This is a genomic window from Marinomonas ushuaiensis DSM 15871 (assembly GCF_000521805.1).
GTDB lineage: Bacteria > Pseudomonadota > Gammaproteobacteria > Pseudomonadales > Marinomonadaceae > Marinomonas > Marinomonas ushuaiensis.
The window spans coordinates 562,499-583,548 of sequence record NZ_JAMB01000001.1; the positions used below are offsets into that span (position 1 = coordinate 562,499).

A 21,050-nucleotide genomic window follows, 5' to 3' on the forward strand; every position below is an offset into this window, starting at 1 on the left:
GTAATTAAAGCGAAAAAATATTTTCGTTTAGGGTGCTTCAATATAAAGCGCAGTTTCAAAAAGATAAAGCATAACTTGTGCCAGAATTTCGTGCGATAAAATAATCCCTTATATAACAATGGGATAGCTATTATCTTTGGAAAATTGCACTTAATAGTTGCTTCCACAATAACAAGAAAAACAACAAATGCACTATATTGATGCGATATTTACTTTTGTTGTATCTTTTTGGTGCGAATTTAGCATTTTCGTATCCGCTGCCTTTTCTTTATACTGTGCGCCTTTTTCAACCTCCGGTATGTATTGCAACCTCTATGAAATTTATTGTTAAGTTTTTTGCAGAAATCACAATTAAAAGTCGTCCAGTTAGAAAGGCATTTATTAAACAGCTTAGGCACAACATTAAATTGGTTTTGAAAAAGCATGATGTTGATGTCGCCGTTGCGGGTAATTGGGACTTTATTGAAATACTTTCTGAGCGGGATGATTTGCGTGAAGACTTTACCGAGGCGTTATCTAACATAGCAGGTATTGCTCACTTTCAGTTTGTACGTGAATTTCCTCTTGTTGATCTTGACGATATTGTTGAGCAAGCAATTGTTTCTTATGGTGACGCTATAAAGAATGCTGTATTTGCAGTGCGTGTTAAACGAGTTGGTCATCATGATTTCACTTCTGTTGATGCAGAGCGACACATAGGTGGTTGTCTTAAAGCTCGTTGTGGTGCTTTAGCGGTTCGATTGAAAAATCCAGAAGTACTTGTTCCTATCGACATTCGAGATGGTCGAGTATGGATGATCGAACAGCGTGTAGAAGGATTGGGTGGTTATCCGCTTGGTTCACAGGATCCCGTTTTGTCATTGATGTCGGGTGGTTATGATTCAACGGTCAGTTCCTATATGACTATGAGTCGTGGATTAAAAACGCATTTTTGTTTTTTCAATCTAGGTGGCGATGCTCATGAAATCGGTGTAAAGCAAGTTTCTCATTATATTTGGGAGAAATACGGTTCTGCATTAAACGTAAAATTCATCACTGTGCCTTTTGAAGCGGTTGTTGGTGAGATTCTAACGAAAGTTGATAATGCCGAAATGGGCGTTATTTTAAAACGTATGATGTTGCGAGCGGCTTCTCAGCTTATGAATGAAGTCGGAGCAAAAGCATTGGTAACGGGTGAAAGTGTTGCTCAGGTATCAAGCCAAACGCTAATTAACTTAAAAGTCATTGATCAGGTTACAGAAGAATTAGTGATTCGACCTTTGATTACGACGAACAAACAAGAAATTATTGATAAAGCCATCGATATTGGTACTGCGCCTTTTGCTGCCAGCATGCCTGAGTTTTGTGGCGTGATTTCAGTCAAGCCAACAACACGAGCAAAAATGCACCGTGTTGAAAAACAAGAATCGAATTTCGACTTTGACGTTTTAGAAAAAGCGATTGTAAACGCGAATATCATGTCGATCCAAAATGTCATGGACGATGTTGCTAAGCAATATCAAGGTGAAGTGCCAGTGGTTCGTATGCCGGTTGGTGATGAGGTCATTATTGATATTCGTCATCCAGATGAAGCCAGTAATCGCCCTCTTAAAGTAAGTGGTCGACCTGTTAAGGTTATTCCTTTCTTTGCTTTGGAAACGACTTGGTCTGAACTGGATCCAAAAACCATGCATCTTCTTTATTGTGGTAAAGGTGTTATGAGTCGAATGCATGCTTCTTACCTTTTGGGTAAAGGGCATGAAAATATAGGTATTTATTTACCTTAGTAAGGAATTTAAACAGTTGTATTTTTGTAGTAAATGAATGCTACTGTTTTGAATAGAGTGCTGTTTGTTACCCTGTTGATCTATTTTTGTGGTTTTTTTTACTCACTTTAATGGGATATTGATCAATATAAGGGTACAATTGCGCGAATTTTACCCCGCACCAAGATCCGAGACGCTTGAAGAGCATACCCGCCCGAGTCAAGCGGCGGTATATCTTTTTGCTCACATCAAACGCAGAGAATTATAAATGTCTAATGATATTAGTAAGTTACGCAATATTGCCATCATTGCGCACGTTGACCATGGTAAAACTACCCTTGTTGACAAGCTATTAAGCCAGTCTGGCACGTTAGATCGTAAAGATGAAGGTTCTGAACGAATCATGGACTCTAACGATCAAGAAAAAGAACGTGGTATTACCATCTTGGCGAAAAACACGTCAATTAAATGGAATGACTACCGTATCAACATCGTAGACACACCTGGTCACGCCGATTTCGGTGGTGAAGTAGAGCGTGTACTTTCTATGGTTGATTGCGTATGTCTATTGGTTGATGCTGTTGATGGCCCAATGCCGCAAACACGTTTCGTAACCTCTAAAGCATTTGAGCAAGGTTTGCGTCCTATTGTTGTTATCAACAAAGTTGACCGTCCTGGCGCTCGTCCTGATTGGGTTATGGATCAAGTTTTTGATCTTTTTGATAACCTTGGCGCAACAGAAGAGCAATTAGACTTCCCTGTTATCTACGCTTCTGCCATTAATGGCCAAGCGGGTACTGATCCAGATAACCTAGCAGACGACATGACGCCTCTTTACCAAATGATCGTTGATAGCGTACCTGTTCCTGATGTTGACCCAGAAGGTACCTTCCAAATGCAGGTTTCTGCATTGGATTACGATAGTTATGTTGGTGTTATCGGTGTAGGCCGTATCACACGTGGTAGTTTGTCTCCTAACCAGCAAGTCGTTATAAAATCGGCTGATGGTAAAGAGCGTAAAGGTAAAGTAGTAAATGTTAAGGGTTACCACGGTCTAGATCGTGTTGACACAGATAAAGCCTCTGCTGGTGATATCGTTTGTATCAATGGTATTGATGGTCTAAGTATTTCTGATACTTTGTGTGATCCTACTTGTGTTGAAGCGCTTCCACCGTTATCGGTTGATGAGCCAACAGTAAGCATGACATTCATCGTAAATGACTCTCCATTTGCTGGTAAAGAAGGTAAGTTCGTTACGACTCGTAACATCAAAGACCGTCTAGACCAAGAGCTTATCCATAACGTAGCACTTCGCGTAAAAGAAGGTGATACACCAGATAAGTTTGTCGTATCAGGTCGTGGTGAGCTTCATTTGTCTGTATTGATTGAAACAATGCGTCGCGAAGGCTTCGAAATGGGCGTTTCTCGTCCTGAAGTTGTTATCAAAGAAATCGACGGCGTTAAATCTGAACCATTCGAAATGGTAGTAATCGATGTTGAAGATCAGCATCAAGGTTCTATCATGGAAGAAATCGGCTTACGTAAAGGTGAATTAACTAACATGGAGCCAGATGGTAAAGGCCGTACACGCCTTGAATTCATGATGCCTTCACGTGGTTTGATCGGTTTCCGTGGCTTGTTCCTAACATTGACGTCTGGTTCTGGTATTTTGACGAGTGTTTTCGATCATTACGGTCCAGTTAAAGATGGCGAAGTTCAAAGTCGTAAAAACGGTGTATTGGTAAGCATGCTTACTGGTAAAACAGCCGCTTACTCTTTGTTCAACTTGCAAAGCCGTGGCCGCATGTTCCTAGGTCACGCAGTTGAAGTGTACGAAGGTCAAATTATCGGTATTCACTCACGTGATAACGATTTAGCGGTTAACCCTGTTAAAGGTAAGCAGCTGACTAACGTACGTGCATCTGGTACAGATGAAGCTTTGACTTTGACTCCACCGATTCGTCAAACGCTAGAACAAGCACTTGAATTCATCGAAGATGATGAGTTGGTAGAAGTTACGCCAGAAAGCATTCGTGTTCGTAAGAAGTTCCTTACTGAAAACGAACGTAAGCGTAACGGCCGTAAATAAGTCGTTTTAAATAAAACGATTCAACAGAATCGCTTTATAAAGAGCAGCAGCAAATGAACGTATGCAAATACGTTCAGGAGCGACAGAAGCGCCTTCGGGCGCTTTTGTTTTTTCTGGCGTTTGATAAAGTGCACTTTATCAAACCAAATAGAAAAGGAATGGATATGAAGGTGTTAGTCCAACGAGCGCTTAATGCCAGCGTTACAGTAGATGGTGAGATTATTGGTGCAATTGATGATGGTCAGCTTGTGTTGGTTGGTATCGAGAAAGGCGATACAGAGACCGATACGCAGCGTTTGGCGGACAAATTGCTTAAATATCGTATGTTTGGTGACGCAGAAGGTAAGATGAATTTAAACGTCCAGCAGGTTGCTGGTGGGGTTTTGTTAGTATCTCAATTTACCTTAGCAGCTGAAACAAAAAAGGGCCTGCGCCCAGGATTTTCAACAGCAGCCATTCCAGAGGAGGGTGAGCGACTATTTAACGACTTCGTTAATAAGGTTCGGGCACAATATGACAAAGTTGAAACAGGGCAGTTTGGTGCAGATATGAAAGTCTCCTTTACCAATGATGGCCCTGTTACTTTTATGCTGGATTGATATTTAGAGTGAATTAGATTCGCTTCAAGCTAATAGGTTTACCAGCATTGCTTGGTGTTTCGAGTTTATTGTGAGCGGCTTGAATAGCCTCTACTAAAGACAATGTGTGTGGAAGAAATGGAGTCGCTTTGTGGATTTTCATGTCCATGTGTAGCAAGAGTGTTTCCATTGTCGCTAACTTATCATGAGTGTCGGCGTGGTACATGGTTAAAAATAGACGCAGCTTCTTGGCGTCACTTTCTAATAGTTGACCTTTAATGGCGATATTTTGTCCTTCGGACACTTCTTGTAAATAACTCACCATGCTTTGGAGTGTGTAGATAGATACACTGTGTTGCTCACGGAAGGCTTCATTAAGGTCAATTAAGGACATAAACCCGTCAACGGCTTGGCTAAAAGCAATCACATAGCAGGCATCATTCATATGGCCGTTATAGTCAATCCATTCTGGTAACACTGGGCTTTCAAATAATAGAGTAGCTTGTTCTACTTTTGGCGATATTCCTTGAGATGCTGAAGACATTTTTCTACCTTGTTTGGGGTCAAAGAGGCTTTAGGCTCGTAGTAAGGTGCTTGTTAATGGGGTCTATAATAAGTGTTAAGAATGCAGATTGTTGATTAAAATCGCATGTTATTTGTTTTTATACGACAATGTTGCCTTTAATTATTAGAAAAGGATCGTGGGTGATTAGTAACTGTACAAAAGACGACACGAGAAAAATACATTTTCTGTTAACGCCTGACTTTTCGTTATTTGGTTTAACATCAATGTTAGGCCCTCTTCGCCATGCAAATGCGGCAAGCGGTTTACCTCTTTACGAATGGGAATTGGTGTCTGAATTTGGTGGTTTGATTCGCAGCAGCGACGGCATTGATATTATGACAAACGTTAGTATCAAAGAGGTCGAACAATGCGAAACATTAATTCTTTGTTCTGGTTGCCATGATCCACAAACCGTGTCTTCACCTGCTGTTTTAGGCTTTATTCGTCAACAAAGCTATTTTTTTGGTGCTGATATTGGTTGCCAAGATATGGGCGCCTATCTTGCCGCAGCTGCGGGGATTTTAGATGGTCATCGAGCTACGGTGCACTGGGAAAATCACGAAAGCACACAGGAGCTTTTTCCTAATGTAGAGTTTGTTCAAGAATTATTAGTCATTGATAGAAAAGTGTTTTCTTGTCCTGGTGGGTTATCTGGGTTGGATATGATGTTGTATTTAATTCGCATACAACACGATCAACAATTGGCCACATTAGTGGCTGACGCACTAATTTATACTCATAAACGTGGTAATACTGAGCCCCAGCGTCGCTCACTACAAATCCGTTTAGATAGTCGTAACAAACACTTAGTTGAAGCGGTTCAGCTGATGGAGCTGAATATTGAAGAGCCTTTGTATATTTCAGAATTAACGACACATTTAGGAATATCTGGACGTGAATTAGAGCGCCTGTTTAAGCACAATTTACAACAAACACCTAAGTCTTTTTATCGACAAATACGATTGGAAAAAGCACGTAATATGTTGCAACAAACGACAGAGAGTGTGACGGCTATTTCTGTTGCCTGTGGTTTTGTTTCTTTGTCCCATTTTACTCGTTGTTATCAGAAGCAGTTTTCAAAAAGCCCAAGTCAAGAGAGATAGATTGACCTTTTTTATTCGCCAAAATAAATGTAATTTTTGGTAGGTAACGTTTTTAAAAATAGTGACTATTTTTTTACTTTTACAATAAAGCGCGATAAATTGAGGCGAATTACAGAAGCTACAGACTCATGTTAAGTCCTTTAATTGTGTAAATTGCATGTGATTTAACAGGCTACTAAACTTAATTTCATGGAGAATCGTTCATGCCACACCCGATTGTTGTTGATCTAGAAAATCGACATACAGCAAAACACTATGATGCTTCCAAAGCCATTTCTAAGGAAGATTTAGACGTGATTTTAGAAGCACTTCGTTTATCACCTTCATCGATAGATTCTCAACCATGGAAATTTATTGTGATAGAAAGTGATGAGGCAAAACAGCGATTCCATAATACTTTTGAGAGCAAACATCAGTTTAATCAAAAACATGCAAAAGCAGCCTCCCACATTATTTTATTCGCTCACAAAACCCATTACAGTCGTGAAGATTTTAACAAAGTGCTTGATGTTCATGTTCAGATTGGACGAATAGCAGAAGAAAATAGAGAGCAAGCATTTGGTTCTTTTGCTTTTGTGGACATGAACACAGATGAGCAAGGTGATAATGCCGCTTGGACAAAAGCACAAGTCTACCTTGCTTTAGGAAATCTGATGCATGTGTTGGCCCGACTAAAAATCGATTCCACACCACTTGAGGGAATTGATCATGAATTGGTGGCAGAAGAGTTTGCAAATGAATTGGTTGGTTATCAATGCGATGTAGCATTGGCCATGGGTTATAGCGACGCCGTTAACGATTTTAATGCTTCATTACCAAAATCACGCCTTCCAAAAGAAAGTATTGTTACCATTATTTAATACAATCGAAATTAAAGAGAGTAGGCTTGTTCATAGGTTGCTCTCTTCCTCTTTCCTTTTTGAGTTATAAATAATAACTATTCAATAGTATTTGTTTTTAATTGCGCAGCTTTTCGTAGATGGGTGAGGGCCTATTTGCGAAAAAGACGTAGAATGATCGATTAAGGAAAAAAGTAGTCGGATTTAGGCAAAAATAAAAAGACACCGCAGTGTAACTTTAAAAGGGTCAATATCTAGAGTTCATTACTTGTTGGACTTTCTAGTCTCTATTTATCCAATTTAAGAGCTTATATGATGAATCAAGATGTCATTATCACCTGTGCCGTGAATGGTGCTGCCGATACTGCAGCGCGCAACCCTCATGTCCCTGTTACTCCTGAAGAAATCACCAATTCTGTGATTGAGGCATGGAATGCTGGAGCCGCTATTGCTCATATCCATGCGCGTGATTTGAAAACGACTCAAGCCTCTCGTCAAGTCGATTTATATGCTGAAGTATGTGAACGACTGCGCGCATCAGAATGCGACATTATCATTAACCTTACCGGTGGTATGGGTGGCGATCTTTACGTTGGCCCTGAAGAAAATCCTGCAGACTTTGGTAAAGACACTGATCTTGTTGGAGCTATTGAGCGTCTGGCTCATATTGAAGCGCTTAAACCTGAAATCTGTACTTTAGATTGTGGCTCTCTGAACTTTGGTGATGGCAATTTAGTCTATATATCTACACCAGATATGTTACGCCTTGGTGCGGCTCATATCAAAAAATTAGGGGTTACGGTTGAACTGGAAATCTTTGATACCGGTAACCTTTGGTTTGCTCTGCAAATGATGAAAGAAGGTCTGTTGGCTGAAAATGCTATGTTTCAGTTGTGTCAGGGTATTCCTTGGGGCACGCCGCCAAATGCTGCCTTGCTAAAAGCTATGGTTGATATGTTACCTGCGGATACAAATTGGGCCGCGTTTGCATTGGGTCGTAACCAATTACCTTGGGTGGCTCAATCTGCACTGTTAGGTGGTCATGTTCGAGTCGGTTTAGAAGACAATTTGTACCTCAGTAAAGGCGTACTTGCGACAAATGGTCAACTTGTAGAACGAGCTGTAAATATTATTGAAAACATGGGGTCGCGTATTTTAAGCCCTACTGAAGCCCGTGAAAAATTACGTTTACGTGGTACTCAATAATAATTGGAGAACAGTATGGCTCGTCCAAATCCGAATGAAGTGACACACGTAGGTGTTATAGGTACTGGTGTGATTGGTGGTGGATGGGCACTGCATTTTTTGCGCATGGGTATGAATGTAGTCGCTTATGATCCTGGCCCTAATGCCAAAGAAAAATTGCTGGCGATGGTTGATCATGTTTGGCCAACCATTGAAAAACTCGGATTACGAGAGGGTGCGAGTCGAGATAATTTACGTTTTGTTGATTCTCTAGAAGACATGGTGTCATGTGTTCAAGTCATCCAAGAAAATACGCCAGAAAGGCTGGATGCTAAGCGTGACCTGTTTGCTGAGTTGGATCGAATTACGCCATCTGATGTCGTGATTATTTCCAGCACATCAGGTTTACCAATGACAGATATGGCTTCGGATTTAAAAAATCAACCAAATCGGTTTGTTGTTGGTCATCCTTTTAACCCGCCTTATCTAATGCCTTTTTGTGAAGTCTGCGGTGGTGAAAGAACCAGCCAAGATGTGGTGGATTGGACAGCGGAATTTTATGAAGCAATAGAAAAACAAGTTGCCAAGATGGAGAAAGAATTACCAGGCTTTATTGGTAATCGACTTCAAGAAGCTATCTGGCGAGAAGCTTTGCATATGGTCAAAAATAAAGAGTGCACAGTTGAAGACATTGATAAAGCGATTATCCATGGACCGGGTTTGCGTTGGGCCATTATGGGGCATTGTTTAACTTATCACCTAGGTGGTGGTCAAGGAGGGATGGCGTACCTACTTGATCATTTCGAGCATTCATTGGAAGAACCATGGACTCGATTAAAAGCGCCTGAAGTAACTCAAGAATTGAAAGATGACATGGTGCAAGGTTGTTTAAATCAGGCGAATGGCGCATCGATTAATGAGTTAATTCAAGAGCGAGATGATTGTTTGATTCGAATAATGCAAACATTAGATGAATACCGCCAAGAGAAGGGTATTAAACGTTAACGATGAATCTAGAAGACGATTTATAACGAAAGGAATAAAGGTCATATTCTGCCGGCTTTGTGCCGATGATCACTAATTAAAACCCTAATAATAAAGATATGGTGTGTGTAGAGCACCATCAACTCAAACTAGAGGGGCTAAGTTAGATGCTAGACAGCAATACAGAACAACCTGCAATAGAATGTCGAAATGTATGGAAAATATTCGGTGACAAATCCGTTGAGGCTTTGCACGCGGTAAAAACCAGAGGGTTAACCAAAGATCAAGTACACGAAGAATATGATTGTGTCGTTGCCGTGGCAAACGCAAGCTTTAAGGCAGTAGAAGGAGAGATCTTTTGCATTATGGGCTTATCGGGAAGTGGTAAATCCACCTTGGTACGCCATATCAATCGCCTCATTGAGCCTACGGCGGGTGATATATTGATTGAAAATGAAGACATCAATGCATTAGACGCGAAACAATTACGTAAGATTCGAGCTGAAAAAATTGGCATGGTATTTCAACATACCGCGCTATTACCCCATCGTACTGTACGAGAAAATGTAGCCTTAGGACTTGAACTACGACATATAGATGAAGCTCATCGACTTAATGTAGCGCAAAAGAAACTGGAATTAGTTCAACTCGATGGTTGGGAAGATCGCATGCCCTCTGAGTTATCGGGTGGTATGCAGCAACGAGTGGGCCTCGCTCGTGCCATGGCCGCAGACCCTTCTATTTTGTTAATGGATGAGCCCTTTAGTGCGTTAGATCCTTTAATTCGACGTCAATTACAAGATCAATTCCTAGAGCTTGCTAGGGAAATGAATAAGACCACCATCTTCATTACCCATGATCTAGATGAAGCCATTCGGATTGGTAATCGTATCGCTATTATGAAAGATGGTGAGATTGTTCAAATAGGCACACCAGAGCAAATTATCATGGCACCAGCCAATGAATATGTCGCGGAATTTGTAAAAGACATCTCTCGTTTGAAACTGGTTTCTGCTCAATCCATTATGCGTCCGATTGACGATTATTTAAAAGATAACACTTTAGATCAAAGTCTCTGCCCAAGAGCACCACACGATGCGGATCTTGATGAGCTAATTAACTTAGCCATCGATCATGAAAATCCCATTCTTGTATTAAAACAAGATGAAGAAGTCGGCGTGATTACTAAGCGTCAGTTATTACGTGGTATACAAGGGAGAGATATAAATGAGTGATTCTTTTAAACAAGAGACGATCACGCCTTTCAAGCAAGAAAAACCCTCATCATTGAGTGTAAAAGAAGTCGATAGCCTGAAACAGTTTCTAGGCAGTTCGACAGAATATTATTTGCAGTCATTCAATGAAATCATTCAAGGTAAGAAGTATAAACTAAACGTAGCCGCTGCGATGGCTGGGCCGTTGTGGGCGGCGAGCCGTAACGTCTGGTTTTTGTTTTGGGCTTTATTAGTGACCGACATTCTGGGTTGTATTTCTATTGCTAGAAGTATTTGGAGCTCAGAGGCTTATCCAGAGGCGAGCTTTGCGGTTGGTCTTGGCGTTCTTATTGTTGGTCGATTGATTGGCGGAAGCTTAGCAAACAGTTTGTATTACAAGTTTTACTGCAAGTGGCGTATTACTCCTAGCGTATTAAGTTGTTCCAGCAGCAATAGAATAATGAAAGGAGCTGTACTGATAGCGGCTATTTATCCTCTAACAATCTATAAATTTAGTGCAACACAAGTTATAGATGCTTTAGATACCTTTCCAACTAGCCGAAAAATTGCGTCGACCACGGCGAAAAGCATCGACAATTTTGTTGATTGGTTAACCATTTCGTTTGAAGATGTTTTTGATTCAATCACTTGGGCAATTAAAGGCATGCTCGATTTTCTAGAGCTGTTATTTATCGGTACGCCATGGCCTGTCATGGCGCTGCTATTACTTTTATTGTCATGGAAAATGGCTGGCTGGCGCGTAGTGGCTTTTACTGCCGTGTCGTTATCCTATCTCGGTTTTTTCGGTTTTTGGGACAAAGCAATGAGTACCATGGCGTTAGTGGGTGCTTCGGTTTGCATTTGCCTTCTTATTGGTGCGCCGTTAGGTATCCTTGCAGCGAAAAAACCAAAGTTTAATACGGTCTTAAACCCTATTTTAGACTTGATGCAAACCATGCCGAGTTTTGTCTATCTAATACCTGCGATTGCTTTCTTTTCAGTAGGTAAACCGCCAGCTGTATTGGCAACTGTTGTTTTTGCTATGCCCCCGATGATCCGATTAACCTCGCTGGGTATTCAGCAAGTAAGTCCATCCGTGATTGAAGCTATGTTGGCGTTTGGAGCAAGCCCGAGTCAGGTTTTGTTTAAAGCGCAATTACCCTTGGCGATGCCTTCTATTATGGCCGGGATTAACCAAAGCATCATGATGAGTCTTTCTATGGTTGTGGTTGCGGCTTTGATTGGCGCAGGCGGACTTGGCTATGATGTCTTGTCTTCGTTACAACGACTTGAAGCGGGTAAAGGCTTATTGGCAGGACTTGCGATTGTATTATGCGCCATGATCTTGGATCGTATTATTCGCGGTCGAATGGAAGTGAATAAGTAGTCAGTAAAGAATGAGATAAAAGTGAGCCGACGAGCACATGGCAGCTCACTTTGAGTTTAAAAAGTAAAAAAGGGAAAAATAATGAAGAAGTTATTAAGTACATGTGTTTTAAGTGCGGCAATAGGTTTAACAGTTTCCCAAGGTGTAAGTGCAAAGGAAACGATTGTTCTTGGTGAACTTAACTGGGATGGTGCGGTAGCGATTGAGCACGTTTTAAAAGTAGTAATGGAAGAGAACTTTGACGTTAATGTTGAAATTATTGCCGCAGATCAGGCGGCTATTTGGTCAGCTATGGATTCTGGGAAAGGCAGCATAGACGTCTTTCCTGATATCTGGACGACTTTGCAGGATCATGCATGGGCGAAATTTGTTGCCGAAGGTGGTACTGGAAGTGTCAAAGCCAACAAAGTGCCTTACCTAGGTGAAAATGGTTTCTTTATCCCAGGTTACATTCAAGATGAATATGGCGTGAAGTCTGTTTCTGATTTAGCAAAACCAGAAATTGCCAAATTATTTGATAAAGATGGTGATGGTGTAGGTGAATACTGGGCGGGTGCTTCAGGTTGGGAATTGGTTAAAACTAACCAGATCAAAGCCAAAAGCTATGGTTTCGATAAATATTTCACACCAGAGATTTTTTCTAGTTCTATCATGCAAGCTCAGTTGAAAAAAGCCTACCGTAAGAAAGAAGGCATCTTATTTTATTACTGGACGCCAGCATGGATTCACTATGCTTATGACCTTCGTAAGTTAGAAGAGCCAGCGTTTACAGGTTATTCAAACGAGTCTAAGAAAGACAGTAAAGATTATAACCCTGATGGCTGTTATAACTATGCGAATACCGATAACTGGTTAGCAGACAGTGAAATAACCTGTGATTATCCAATTGTACCTGTTCATATCGGCTATACCGCATCGTTGGAAGGCAGAGCGCCAGAAGTTGCGAAATTCTTGAGCAATGTAAGCCTTGATGCAGATGTTGTAAGCCAGTGGATCTTTGCCTTATCTACGGGTGAAGACGAAGCCAGCGTTGTTGCAAAAAAATGGGTAGACAGCAATTCTGATATTATTAAATCATGGTTGAAATGAGCTCATTATAATAGTTTTTATATGATCTAAGTAATAAGACGGAATCGAGTTGATGGTTTTGTCTGTAGCAGGCTTTTAAAATAAAAGCCTGCTACTTTGTTTATAATTGAAAAGGGTTTTCAAGCATACAACAGTGAGTATTCTCCGTGGAATTCCTCTATCTATGAACGGCTATTCTCAAACCGGACCTTTAATAGCAGACGATGATGGTGTACTTACTCTGTCTTTTTTGCTCCTACCTGAATACTCAATGATGTCTCTGCTTTCTATTACAGAGCCATTGCGAATCGCCAATCGAATCGTCGGGAAAGAAGTCTTTCGCTGGCAGTGTTTAAGCGAGAATGGTAATCCTGTCATAGCGAGTAATGACATGGCGTTAGAGCAATCTATCCACGTAGATTTTTGTCCCTCACCAAAAAACGTGTTCGTGAATGCGAGTTTCCGTCCTGAAAAATACATAAGTGAAACCTGCATTAAATGGTTGCGTAATCTAGACAGAAAAAAAAGTGTCATTGGCGCGATAGATACTGGTTGCTATGCTTTAGCGAAAGCAAAACTGTTAGACGGTTATAAAGTGACTCTACACTGGGAGGCTAAACCTGCTTTTCAAGAGCGATACCCTTATTTAAATGTCAGCGATGAGTTATTTAAAATAGATGGTAATCGAATCACTTGTGCTGGTGGGATCGCTGCATCAGACATGGTTTTGTATTTTATAGAATATTACTGTCAGAGTGAGGTGGCTGATTTAGTTTGTGAACAGCTGATTACTAATGGAACACGGCATCACGCTGACCGGCAGAGGCCTAGTAAGTCAGAAAAGTTAAATGTATATCATCCCAAAGTACTTAAAGCTCTGGAGTTGATGGATGCCAATATAGAAACACCTTTAGCAACAGTGCATATTGCTAAAGTCTTATCTATCTCGATAAGGCAGCTTGAGCGGCTTTTCCTGCAGTATTTAAAAGTGTCACCGTCTGCGTATTATTTAAAACTTCGAATGGAATACGCCCATTATTTACTATCTGACTCTGGTTTGAGTATTACTGAAATCGCGTTAGCCAGTGGATTTTCTTCAACCGCGCATTTTAGTCGTCGCTATCGAGCCTTTTATGGCAAGACAGCGACACAATACCGTCTTCTTACGTTAGCTTAGCGGTTAGTTTAACTCTGTGTTTCTTTCTAATATTCTAATGCGGGAAAGAAGCTCATCTCTATCTATGTAGCAGCCTTGTAGTTGGCGCATACCTGACTTAAGGTCAAAAGCGTTGCGAGCATGCAATACACGGCGATTATCAAATACAACCATTTCTCCAGCCGTAAGACGGAAAAACAATTGAAATTTTGGTTCTCGAGTTAGCAAAATAAAAAGCTGATAAGCTTTATAGAGAGCCATGGTTTGATGGGGTGGAACATCAATCGGCCCTCTAATAAAGTTTGCGTGACGCACCTCAATCACTTCATCATTACTGTCAGTCGCAATGACTGTGCCGCGATAACGGTAATCGCAGTAGGGGTCTTTATTATAGAAAGACATTGGAATGGTAGACAAATCACGAAATTCTTCTGGATGATGTTCTCGCATGTACTCTGCGATTTTAAAGCCATCAACAAATATTGATTCCCCGCCACTCGCATCATTGACTAAACAATGAAGGAATTGTAATCCTGGCTGTAACTCCCGAGCCGATAAGTCTGTATGTAAAGGCAAGCGGAGATTTGTATTCGCTGAGGTATTCGCTTTAGCGGTAGTCTTAACGTCGAATAACGTACCGTAATTTGACTCGCGCATAAAAGATATTCGGTCCGTTACTTTTGTTAAGGATCCGAGTGTCGTATCCACATCAGTAACCAGCGCAATGCCATAATTTCTGAGTGCTCGTAGCCAAATAAGTAACTCTGCATCACTTTCTACAATCGCATCATGATGAGTTCTTGGTAGTTCATTCGTAATGCGTTCTTCATCCCATATCGTGGGTTTCCATTGATGGCTTTGCTGTACTTCTTTACTGTAACAATGGCTCAATAACCAGCCTGGGTGGTATTTACTAACATGGCCTTCGTGATCCCATTCAATCACAATTCTATGATCATCTGTAATATAAGCATTGGACGCTTTAATCGTAAAAGGAACGTCACAGATTTCGAAAGTTTGTTCTCTCGTTGCTGTCGATATGCATTTAGGGCAATGACAGTTATCACGTAGCCATAAATAGTGAAATTCGCTGGTATGTTGATGATCCCAAATAACTGTTAGAGACTCGTCATTTAATTCAAGTCGTACAGGATGATGCGTTATAGGATAAGGTGTGAATGAGGCTATTTCTAAATTAGCATCAGGTGAACTCATAATGTCGTCCTAGGTAATAATGTAAGGGATCATAATGTTAATCTTATAATGAAAGCATTTTTTTCTGTGATATCGAGTCGACTTCCTGTTGCATCAATACGACAACTAGAAAGAAAATTCAAAAAGGTGAGGCTGTATTTAAATGAAGGCTAAGACTTGATCATAACAAACGTCTTTCGTAGAGCGAGACTCTACAAAAAACGCTTATTAAAGACAGGACATCCTTTTATACACCCACTCCTGAGATAGCGATATCAACAGCGCTTCTTCCCATAGTTTGAGCGCCTACATACTGCTCAGAAAAAGGAGGTCTTGAGAAAATCTTTCGAACTAACGGCTCAAAATATTTTAAAGGCTTGGTTGGGTAATCTGGATCGAATGATGCTTGGTCCCATTTTTCACAGAAATCGACACAACTTTGGTACCAAGGGTGATCTTTTAAGTAGTCACGTTCATTTGGATTACCACCAAAGAAATGAGCGTAATAATAGTTTTGGAACAAGCCGTGTTGAGTGATAATCCAAGTGACTTCTGGTCGTACATACGGACGCAAGATGGAAGCTGCAAGTTGTGAGTGGTTGTAAGGTGAAAGATCATCTCCGATATCGTGTATAAGGGCCGCAAGGATTATTTCTTCATCTGCACCATCGGCTTCCGCTCTGGTTGCTGTCTGCAAAGAATGCTCTAGTCTTGTTACTTGATAGCCTGATAATGTGTGTTCAAGGTTTCTAAGGGCACTAATGATGCGATCAGGTAAACCTGCAACGTATTCGATTTCATGTTGCTCTAAAAATTCATATTCTTCTTTGGTGCCATCTTTCATCTGACGAAATTGTACTGCTTTCATTTTTTTCTCCTGCTTGTCACTTGTTTATACCGAGACCTTTCTCTTCAGTGCTACATATCGCCCTTTTGGTTCATCAAGGTCGATATAAGCACCTTGCAAATGGCGATAGCCTTCATTAGGGTCAAAAGAAGTGCGACCATGCAGAACACGAGTGTTGTGAAACATCTGCAATTGCCCAGGCTCTAGCTTAAAGCGCCATTCAAAACGTGGATCAGAAAATAGCTGCCCTAATCTCTGACGTGCTCGATGGAATGTTTTTAGCTGCTCTGGTTCTAATAGAGGTAGAAAATCTAACCTAGGACTATAAGCGACCCCTTCGACTCGTTTTGCTGAATCGAGTTTGACCATTGTACGTCTCTCAATAAGGTCTATATCTTGATCAAAGTGACGATATCGAACCGGTACTGTGCTGAGTAACTCGACACCGTAAGGGTCTTCTTTACGCAATTGCTCTATGACGGATAAACTGTCTACTAATGTGGATAAGCCCCCCGTTGTTTCATTTTTAATGCAGTGCAGTAGTTGCACGCCAGGCATTGGGTCACGATAAGGGTTATCAGTATGCGCACCTAACGATACAGATCGATAAGCTAAATCGTTAGAATTTGGGCGGGTGTATACTTCAAAGTGTTTGCCAAAGTTGGTTTGACGAATGTTACCAAATAATTCAGCGACTTCTATGACGGCATTGGAGCGTTCAGGTACACCGTTTACAATGATAAGACCGTACGCTAGAAAAATTTCCAGTGCATTTAAGAGGCCTTGATCAGATTTTAAATTATCAAAATCTACAGAGAAATTAGCTTTATCAATATTGCTTAGCCATGGTTTTGATACAGGTGTGCCATCCCATACGTCAAAATCTGCATGAAATTCAATTAGATCATAGGTTCCTGTATATCCATCGCTAAATGATATAGTGAGTTTTTCTTGCGATGCAATAGGCTCAATTTTTGTAATGCTAAGGTCATTAGGAAGTTGATGAGGGTCGAAGAAACGCTGTTTCGAGATCTTGTCTAAATGTTGCTCGTCTTGACATCGCTCTCTAAGCCATAAAGCGGCTAGCTCAATGTCTTTTCCATCAAACTGAGCAAATAAAGTATTGCTCTCTTCGTTGATGGAAAAAGTTACTTTTTTCATGATTCCCCTTCACTTATATTTAAATCAGTATCTACTTTGTTTTTCAATTTTTAAAAACAATTTAATCATTGAATATATTTTGAGCTTGATGGACGCTTATGTAGCAACAGAGTTTTTAAGTGACTCTCCTTTTTGATAAAGCATCATATTTATAACGACTTGATTAACAATGTCAGATAGGGAGGATGATGAAGCAATATGAGGTGTCACAATCACACCTTTGGTTGTCCATAGGTAATGATCGCTAGGTAAAGGTTCTTCGTCGAATACATCCAAAAGAGCACCTGTTAGATGTCCAGACTGAATCGCGAGGGTTAAATCCTCACTGACAAGATGACCGCCACGTCCGCAATTAATTAAATAAGCATTTTCAGGCATTTTATTGAATGTTACTTGGGACAAAATACCTTGAGTATGAGGGTTGAGTGGTAATAAATTAACGAGTACACCTGCTTTACTGAGAACGGTGTTTAGACCTTCTTCACCATGGTAACAATTGACGCCAATCAATTCTTTTGGGCTTCGAGACCAACCATGAACGGTGTAACCAAATTGCGCGAGCTTCTCTGCGACATAAGCGCCGATTTCACCTAATCCTAATAAACTGATTTGAGTGTCGGATGCCGGTCGCTGGAGTAAGACTTGCCATTGTTTGTTATCTTGAAACTTTCGATATTGCTCAAAATCTCGCTGATAATTCAAAATCCCCCATAAGATATATTCCAACATGCCCTGTTTTTGAACTGGATCCACGATGCGGCAAATGGGTAATCCAGACATCAGTAATTTTTTCCCTAAATGATCTACTCCTGCAGACAGTGCATGCAGTACTTTGATGTTTGGATAGTCGACTAATAAAGAGTCTGATGGATGCCAGCAAGCGGCCAATTCGGCATCTTTCGAGCCGACTTCGCCAGGTAGATAAGCTTGTATTGTTGGATAGGACTGTTGCAGTTCAGCTTTAATGGCATTGCTAAAATCGACGTCATTAGACGCTAATAATATAGACATGGTCATCGCATTAATCCTTATACGAAGGATCGATTCGATCTAATTTTCTTAGCCAAGCTTGCCAAACGAAATGGCGTTCATGTTCAACACCTTTAAATTGAGAGTTAACGTGTGCCGCGAGCTTCTCAGGAATGGGCACGATTTTATTTAAACCTGCCATTTGAGCGGTAGCTAACTGAATTTCACAGGCTTTGTTTAAGTAGTACATGATTTGAAACGCATCAGCGACGGTTTCACCGACGGTAAGCAAACCGTGATTACGCAAAACCAAGCCGATATTGTCGCCAAGAGATTGCTGGATTCTTGTACGTTCTTCAAGGTTCCATGCGACACCTTCGTAATCATGGTAGCCAAGGTTATTATAGAATTCGGTACTAATTTGATTCAGCATCAACAATCCGTCATCACAAGCGGCTAATGCCATACCAGGAACGGTGTGCGTGTGCATCACGCAATGAGCATCATCACGAGCCGTATGTACAGCGCTGTGAATCGTAAAGCCAGCTAAATTATAATCTGAATCGCCTTCTAAAATTTTGCCATTAACATCAACGATGACCAAATCACTTGCTTTAACCTCATCAAACATAAGACCGAAAGGATTAATTAAGAACCGTGGCGTGTCATCTATGTCGGGTAAGCGCACTGAAAAGTGAGTGTATATCGTGTCTTCCCAACCCAGCATCGCAGCGAGACGATAGGCTGCCGCTAAGTCACGACGTAACACGGCTTCTTGTTGTGAATTGTCATTACTCATTATTTCGCTCCAATAAACCTTCTTGTTTAAATCAAATCTAGTGCTGACGCAGTGACGCGTATGTTGTCTGAGTCATAGTTCTTTATGATGACAATATATAACCACGGTATTTATTTTATCGTGAGAGGGTCTTTTATCCATGATATTAAGCCGACCTCTTATTGCATACTGACGACATTTTTAACTTTTTATTCTTTTGTGAAAAACTAAGTGTTGATGGAATTGTTTGATTCTTTATTCCATATGTTTAATAAGAATTCTAAAAAGCAAAAAAAAACGCCCCAATAAGTTGAGGCGATTTTGGGATGATTGAATATAAAATCAGTAATTATTCATTAACTTCAGGGCTCGGTTCTTCAGTTTCTTCATCATCTTCTGGTATTTTCACAGTTCTACCTGCAATGAGACCCAATTCAAACAGCATCCACATAGGAATAGCCAACAAAGTTTGAGAGAAAATATCAGGCGGAGTAATCAACATACCAACGACAAAGCAGCCAAGGAAAATATAAGGGCGTTTTTTTGATAGTGTCGCAACAGTTGTAACGCCAGCTTTAATAAGCAAGTACGTGGCGACTGGGATTTCAAATGTCACACCAAACGCAAAGAAGAGTTTTAAGACAAAGTTTAAGTAGTTGTTGATGTCCGTCATAACGGTCACTTCGCCCGGACCAACGGTTGTGAAGAAACCAAAAATCAAGGGTAAAACAACGTAATAAGCGAACAAAACACCAGCGTAAAAAAGAAAAATACTGGAGATAAGCAAAGGAATCGCAATACGTTTTTCATTCTTATACAAAGCAGGGGCAATGAAAGACCAAGCTTGAAAGAGTGTATAAGGAACAGACAGCAAGACCGCAACAGCGAACGTTAGCTTTAAAGGCGCTAGAAAGGGCGAAGCCACTTCTGTTGCGATCAATGAGCTTCCAGGCGGCAGTAACAAGCGTAATGGCTCTGACACGATGAGATACAAATCGTTAGCAAAGGCATATAAACCGAGAAACAGAACTAGAATAACAAGAACCGCTTTTAATAAACGGTTTCTTAGCTCAATAAGATGAGCGACTAAAGGTGCTTGGTTTGGAGAGCTTGTACTCATAATGCGTTACATTTCCGCGCGTCATTTAAGTCAGTGTTAACTAGGAACGAGATGTTGTTGTCTCAGGTGCTTTTTCTTCCGTATCTGGCAATGGTGCTAAGTCAGCTTCTTGTTTATCAGAGACAGCCAAAGGTGCTTCTTCATTGTTCACTGTGTTTTCTGCTATAGGCTTCATAGGTTCTTGCGCATAGGACTCAGGAAGAGGGGTAATGGTATTCTGTATCGTTTTCTCTTCTTTAAGAAGATGTTGATTGGTTTCGGTGATTTTTTGCTGCAGTTCTTCTTGATCAAGTTGTGCGTTAATCTCTCTCTGCACAGAGTTGATGCTGCGACGAATCTTACGCACCCAAAGCCCCGCTGTTTTTGCAGCATGAGGCAAGCGTTCTGGCCCAAGAATTAATAGACCTACAACGAAGACAACTAAAAGTTCAGAAAAGCCGATGTCGAACACAGATTAGGCGCTCTTATCGTCTTTTTTTACTTCACTATCAATGACTTTACTCTGAGTTGTTTTCTCATCGGCAACGTCATCTTCTTTGTCTACGGCTTGTTTAAAACCTTTAACCGCACCGCCTAAATCAGCGCCTAGGTTTTTCAGTTTTTTTGTGCCGAAAATAAGAATTAGGATTGCTAAAACAATCAATAATTGCCAAATACTAATACCACCTAACATACAGTTCTCCAGTTGCTTATTCGTTTAATCGCTTAATTAGCGCACATATTTATTATTTAGTTCGATTGGCTTTTTCTTCTAAACCAGACAAATCAAATCGACGAGCTAATTCGTCCAGTATAGCATCAGGGCCAATATCTAAATGAGATAACATAACTAGGGTGTGAAACCAAAGGTCAGCTGTTTCATAAATCAAATCAGACTTATCACCTGAGATGACAGAATCTTTGGCCGCAATAATGGTTTCAATGCTTTCTTCGCCCACTTTCTCGAGGATTTTATTTAACCCCTTTGCATGTAGACTGGCGACATAGGAAGAATCTGCCGCGGCACCTTTACGTTGTTCTAGAGTGGCTGCTAGTTTAGCCAATACATCGGTCTTCATTATAGTCTCT

General features: G+C 40.7%; 21 protein-coding genes. 11 read left to right on the plus strand and 10 right to left on the minus strand.

Features of this window, described 5'->3' with window-relative positions; genetic code table 11:
• Positions 1 to 314 precede the first annotated feature (314 nt).
• The 3 genes from thiI (at position 315) to dtd (ending at position 4,433) form a co-directional block, all read left to right on the plus strand.
• On the plus strand, positions 315 to 1,766 hold the full coding sequence (gene thiI / locus MUS1_RS02650) for a tRNA uracil 4-sulfurtransferase ThiI (protein ID WP_036159157.1): 1,452 nt from the start codon (positions 315 to 317) through the stop codon (positions 1,764 to 1,766).
• 247 nt (positions 1,767 to 2,013) lie between these two features.
• A complete protein-coding gene (typA, locus tag MUS1_RS02655) occupies positions 2,014 to 3,834 on the plus strand; it encodes a translational GTPase TypA (protein WP_036158675.1) in 1,821 nt (606 codons plus the stop codon).
• Positions 3,835 to 3,998: 164 nt separating this feature from the next.
• Positions 3,999 to 4,433 (plus strand): D-aminoacyl-tRNA deacylase, encoded by a 435-nt coding sequence (gene dtd, locus MUS1_RS02660; protein WP_036158682.1) that lies wholly within the window; start codon positions 3,999 to 4,001, stop codon positions 4,431 to 4,433.
• A gap of 13 nt (positions 4,434 to 4,446) precedes the next feature.
• Here the strand turns inward: dtd and MUS1_RS02665 are convergent, their stop codons facing one another.
• Positions 4,447 to 4,956 carry a thioesterase family protein gene (locus tag MUS1_RS02665; protein WP_051436058.1) on the minus strand — a complete coding sequence of 170 codons (510 nt, stop codon included), beginning with the start codon at positions 4,954 to 4,956 and terminating at the stop codon, positions 4,447 to 4,449.
• A 245-nt stretch (positions 4,957 to 5,201) separates the two neighbouring features.
• On the opposite strand from MUS1_RS02665, the gene MUS1_RS02670 reads away from it, so the two are divergent.
• The 8 genes from MUS1_RS02670 (at position 5,202) to MUS1_RS02705 (ending at position 13,934) form a co-directional block, all read left to right on the plus strand.
• Positions 5,202 to 6,080: a GlxA family transcriptional regulator gene (locus MUS1_RS02670; protein WP_245595717.1), complete on the plus strand. Its 879-nt coding sequence runs from the start codon at positions 5,202 to 5,204 to the stop codon at positions 6,078 to 6,080.
• Between the two features lie 203 nt (positions 6,081 to 6,283).
• Entirely contained in the window at positions 6,284 to 6,940 is a 657-nt protein-coding gene (locus MUS1_RS02675; protein ID WP_036158685.1) for a nitroreductase family protein, read from the plus strand.
• Positions 6,941 to 7,234: 294 nt separating this feature from the next.
• Positions 7,235 to 8,125, plus strand: coding sequence for a beta-keto acid cleavage family enzyme (locus tag MUS1_RS02680; protein WP_036159163.1), 891 nt, complete (start codon positions 7,235 to 7,237; stop codon positions 8,123 to 8,125).
• Positions 8,126 to 8,140: 15 nt separating this feature from the next.
• The gene (locus MUS1_RS02685; RefSeq protein WP_036158692.1) at positions 8,141 to 9,109 is read left to right on the plus strand and encodes a 3-hydroxyacyl-CoA dehydrogenase NAD-binding domain-containing protein; all 969 of its coding nucleotides are present in this window, start codon (positions 8,141 to 8,143) and stop codon (positions 9,107 to 9,109) included.
• Between the two features lie 146 nt (positions 9,110 to 9,255).
• Positions 9,256 to 10,323, plus strand: coding sequence for a quaternary amine ABC transporter ATP-binding protein (locus MUS1_RS02690; RefSeq protein ID WP_051436060.1), 1,068 nt, complete (start codon positions 9,256 to 9,258; stop codon positions 10,321 to 10,323).
• Positions 10,316 to 11,689, plus strand: a complete 1,374-nt coding sequence (locus tag MUS1_RS02695; RefSeq protein ID WP_051436061.1) for an ABC transporter permease — start codon at positions 10,316 to 10,318, stop codon at positions 11,687 to 11,689. The genes MUS1_RS02690 and MUS1_RS02695 overlap by 8 nt, the downstream gene beginning before the upstream one ends.
• 81 nt (positions 11,690 to 11,770) lie before the next feature.
• Positions 11,771 to 12,778: an ABC transporter substrate-binding protein gene (locus MUS1_RS02700; RefSeq protein ID WP_036158696.1), complete on the plus strand. Its 1,008-nt coding sequence runs from the start codon at positions 11,771 to 11,773 to the stop codon at positions 12,776 to 12,778.
• A 163-nt stretch (positions 12,779 to 12,941) separates the two neighbouring features.
• On the plus strand, positions 12,942 to 13,934 hold the full coding sequence (locus MUS1_RS02705; RefSeq protein ID WP_051436062.1) for a GlxA family transcriptional regulator: 993 nt from the start codon (positions 12,942 to 12,944) through the stop codon (positions 13,932 to 13,934).
• A 3-nt stretch (positions 13,935 to 13,937) separates the two neighbouring features.
• Here the strand turns inward: MUS1_RS02705 and MUS1_RS02710 are convergent, their stop codons facing one another.
• The 9 genes from MUS1_RS02710 to MUS1_RS02750 form a co-directional block, all read right to left on the minus strand.
• Positions 13,938 to 15,128 carry a TauD/TfdA family dioxygenase gene (locus tag MUS1_RS02710; RefSeq protein ID WP_036158699.1) on the minus strand — a complete coding sequence of 397 codons (1,191 nt, stop codon included), beginning with the start codon at positions 15,126 to 15,128 and terminating at the stop codon, positions 13,938 to 13,940.
• 226 nt (positions 15,129 to 15,354) lie between these two features.
• Positions 15,355 to 15,975 (minus strand): HD domain-containing protein, encoded by a 621-nt coding sequence (locus tag MUS1_RS02715; RefSeq protein WP_036158701.1) that lies wholly within the window; start codon positions 15,973 to 15,975, stop codon positions 15,355 to 15,357.
• Between the two features lie 24 nt (positions 15,976 to 15,999).
• On the minus strand, positions 16,000 to 17,115 hold the full coding sequence (locus MUS1_RS02720; RefSeq protein WP_036158703.1) for a TauD/TfdA family dioxygenase: 1,116 nt from the start codon (positions 17,113 to 17,115) through the stop codon (positions 16,000 to 16,002).
• A gap of 96 nt (positions 17,116 to 17,211) precedes the next feature.
• Positions 17,212 to 18,132: a 2-hydroxyacid dehydrogenase gene (locus MUS1_RS02725; protein WP_036158705.1), complete on the minus strand. Its 921-nt coding sequence runs from the start codon at positions 18,130 to 18,132 to the stop codon at positions 17,212 to 17,214.
• Between the two features lie 4 nt (positions 18,133 to 18,136).
• Positions 18,137 to 18,883 carry a class II aldolase/adducin family protein gene (locus MUS1_RS02730; RefSeq protein ID WP_036158709.1) on the minus strand — a complete coding sequence of 249 codons (747 nt, stop codon included), beginning with the start codon at positions 18,881 to 18,883 and terminating at the stop codon, positions 18,137 to 18,139.
• A 328-nt stretch (positions 18,884 to 19,211) separates the two neighbouring features.
• Entirely contained in the window at positions 19,212 to 19,982 is a 771-nt protein-coding gene (gene tatC, locus MUS1_RS02735) for a twin-arginine translocase subunit TatC (RefSeq protein WP_036158713.1), read from the minus strand.
• 40 nt (positions 19,983 to 20,022) lie between these two features.
• Positions 20,023 to 20,433 (minus strand): Sec-independent protein translocase protein TatB, encoded by a 411-nt coding sequence (gene tatB / locus MUS1_RS15840; RefSeq protein WP_084035531.1) that lies wholly within the window; start codon positions 20,431 to 20,433, stop codon positions 20,023 to 20,025.
• Between the two features lie 3 nt (positions 20,434 to 20,436).
• Positions 20,437 to 20,655 (minus strand): Sec-independent protein translocase subunit TatA, encoded by a 219-nt coding sequence (tatA, locus tag MUS1_RS02745; protein WP_036158715.1) that lies wholly within the window; start codon positions 20,653 to 20,655, stop codon positions 20,437 to 20,439.
• A gap of 52 nt (positions 20,656 to 20,707) precedes the next feature.
• A complete protein-coding gene (locus MUS1_RS02750) occupies positions 20,708 to 21,040 on the minus strand; it encodes a phosphoribosyl-ATP diphosphatase (RefSeq protein ID WP_036158718.1) in 333 nt (110 codons plus the stop codon).
• Positions 21,041 to 21,050: the final 10 nt, after the last annotated feature.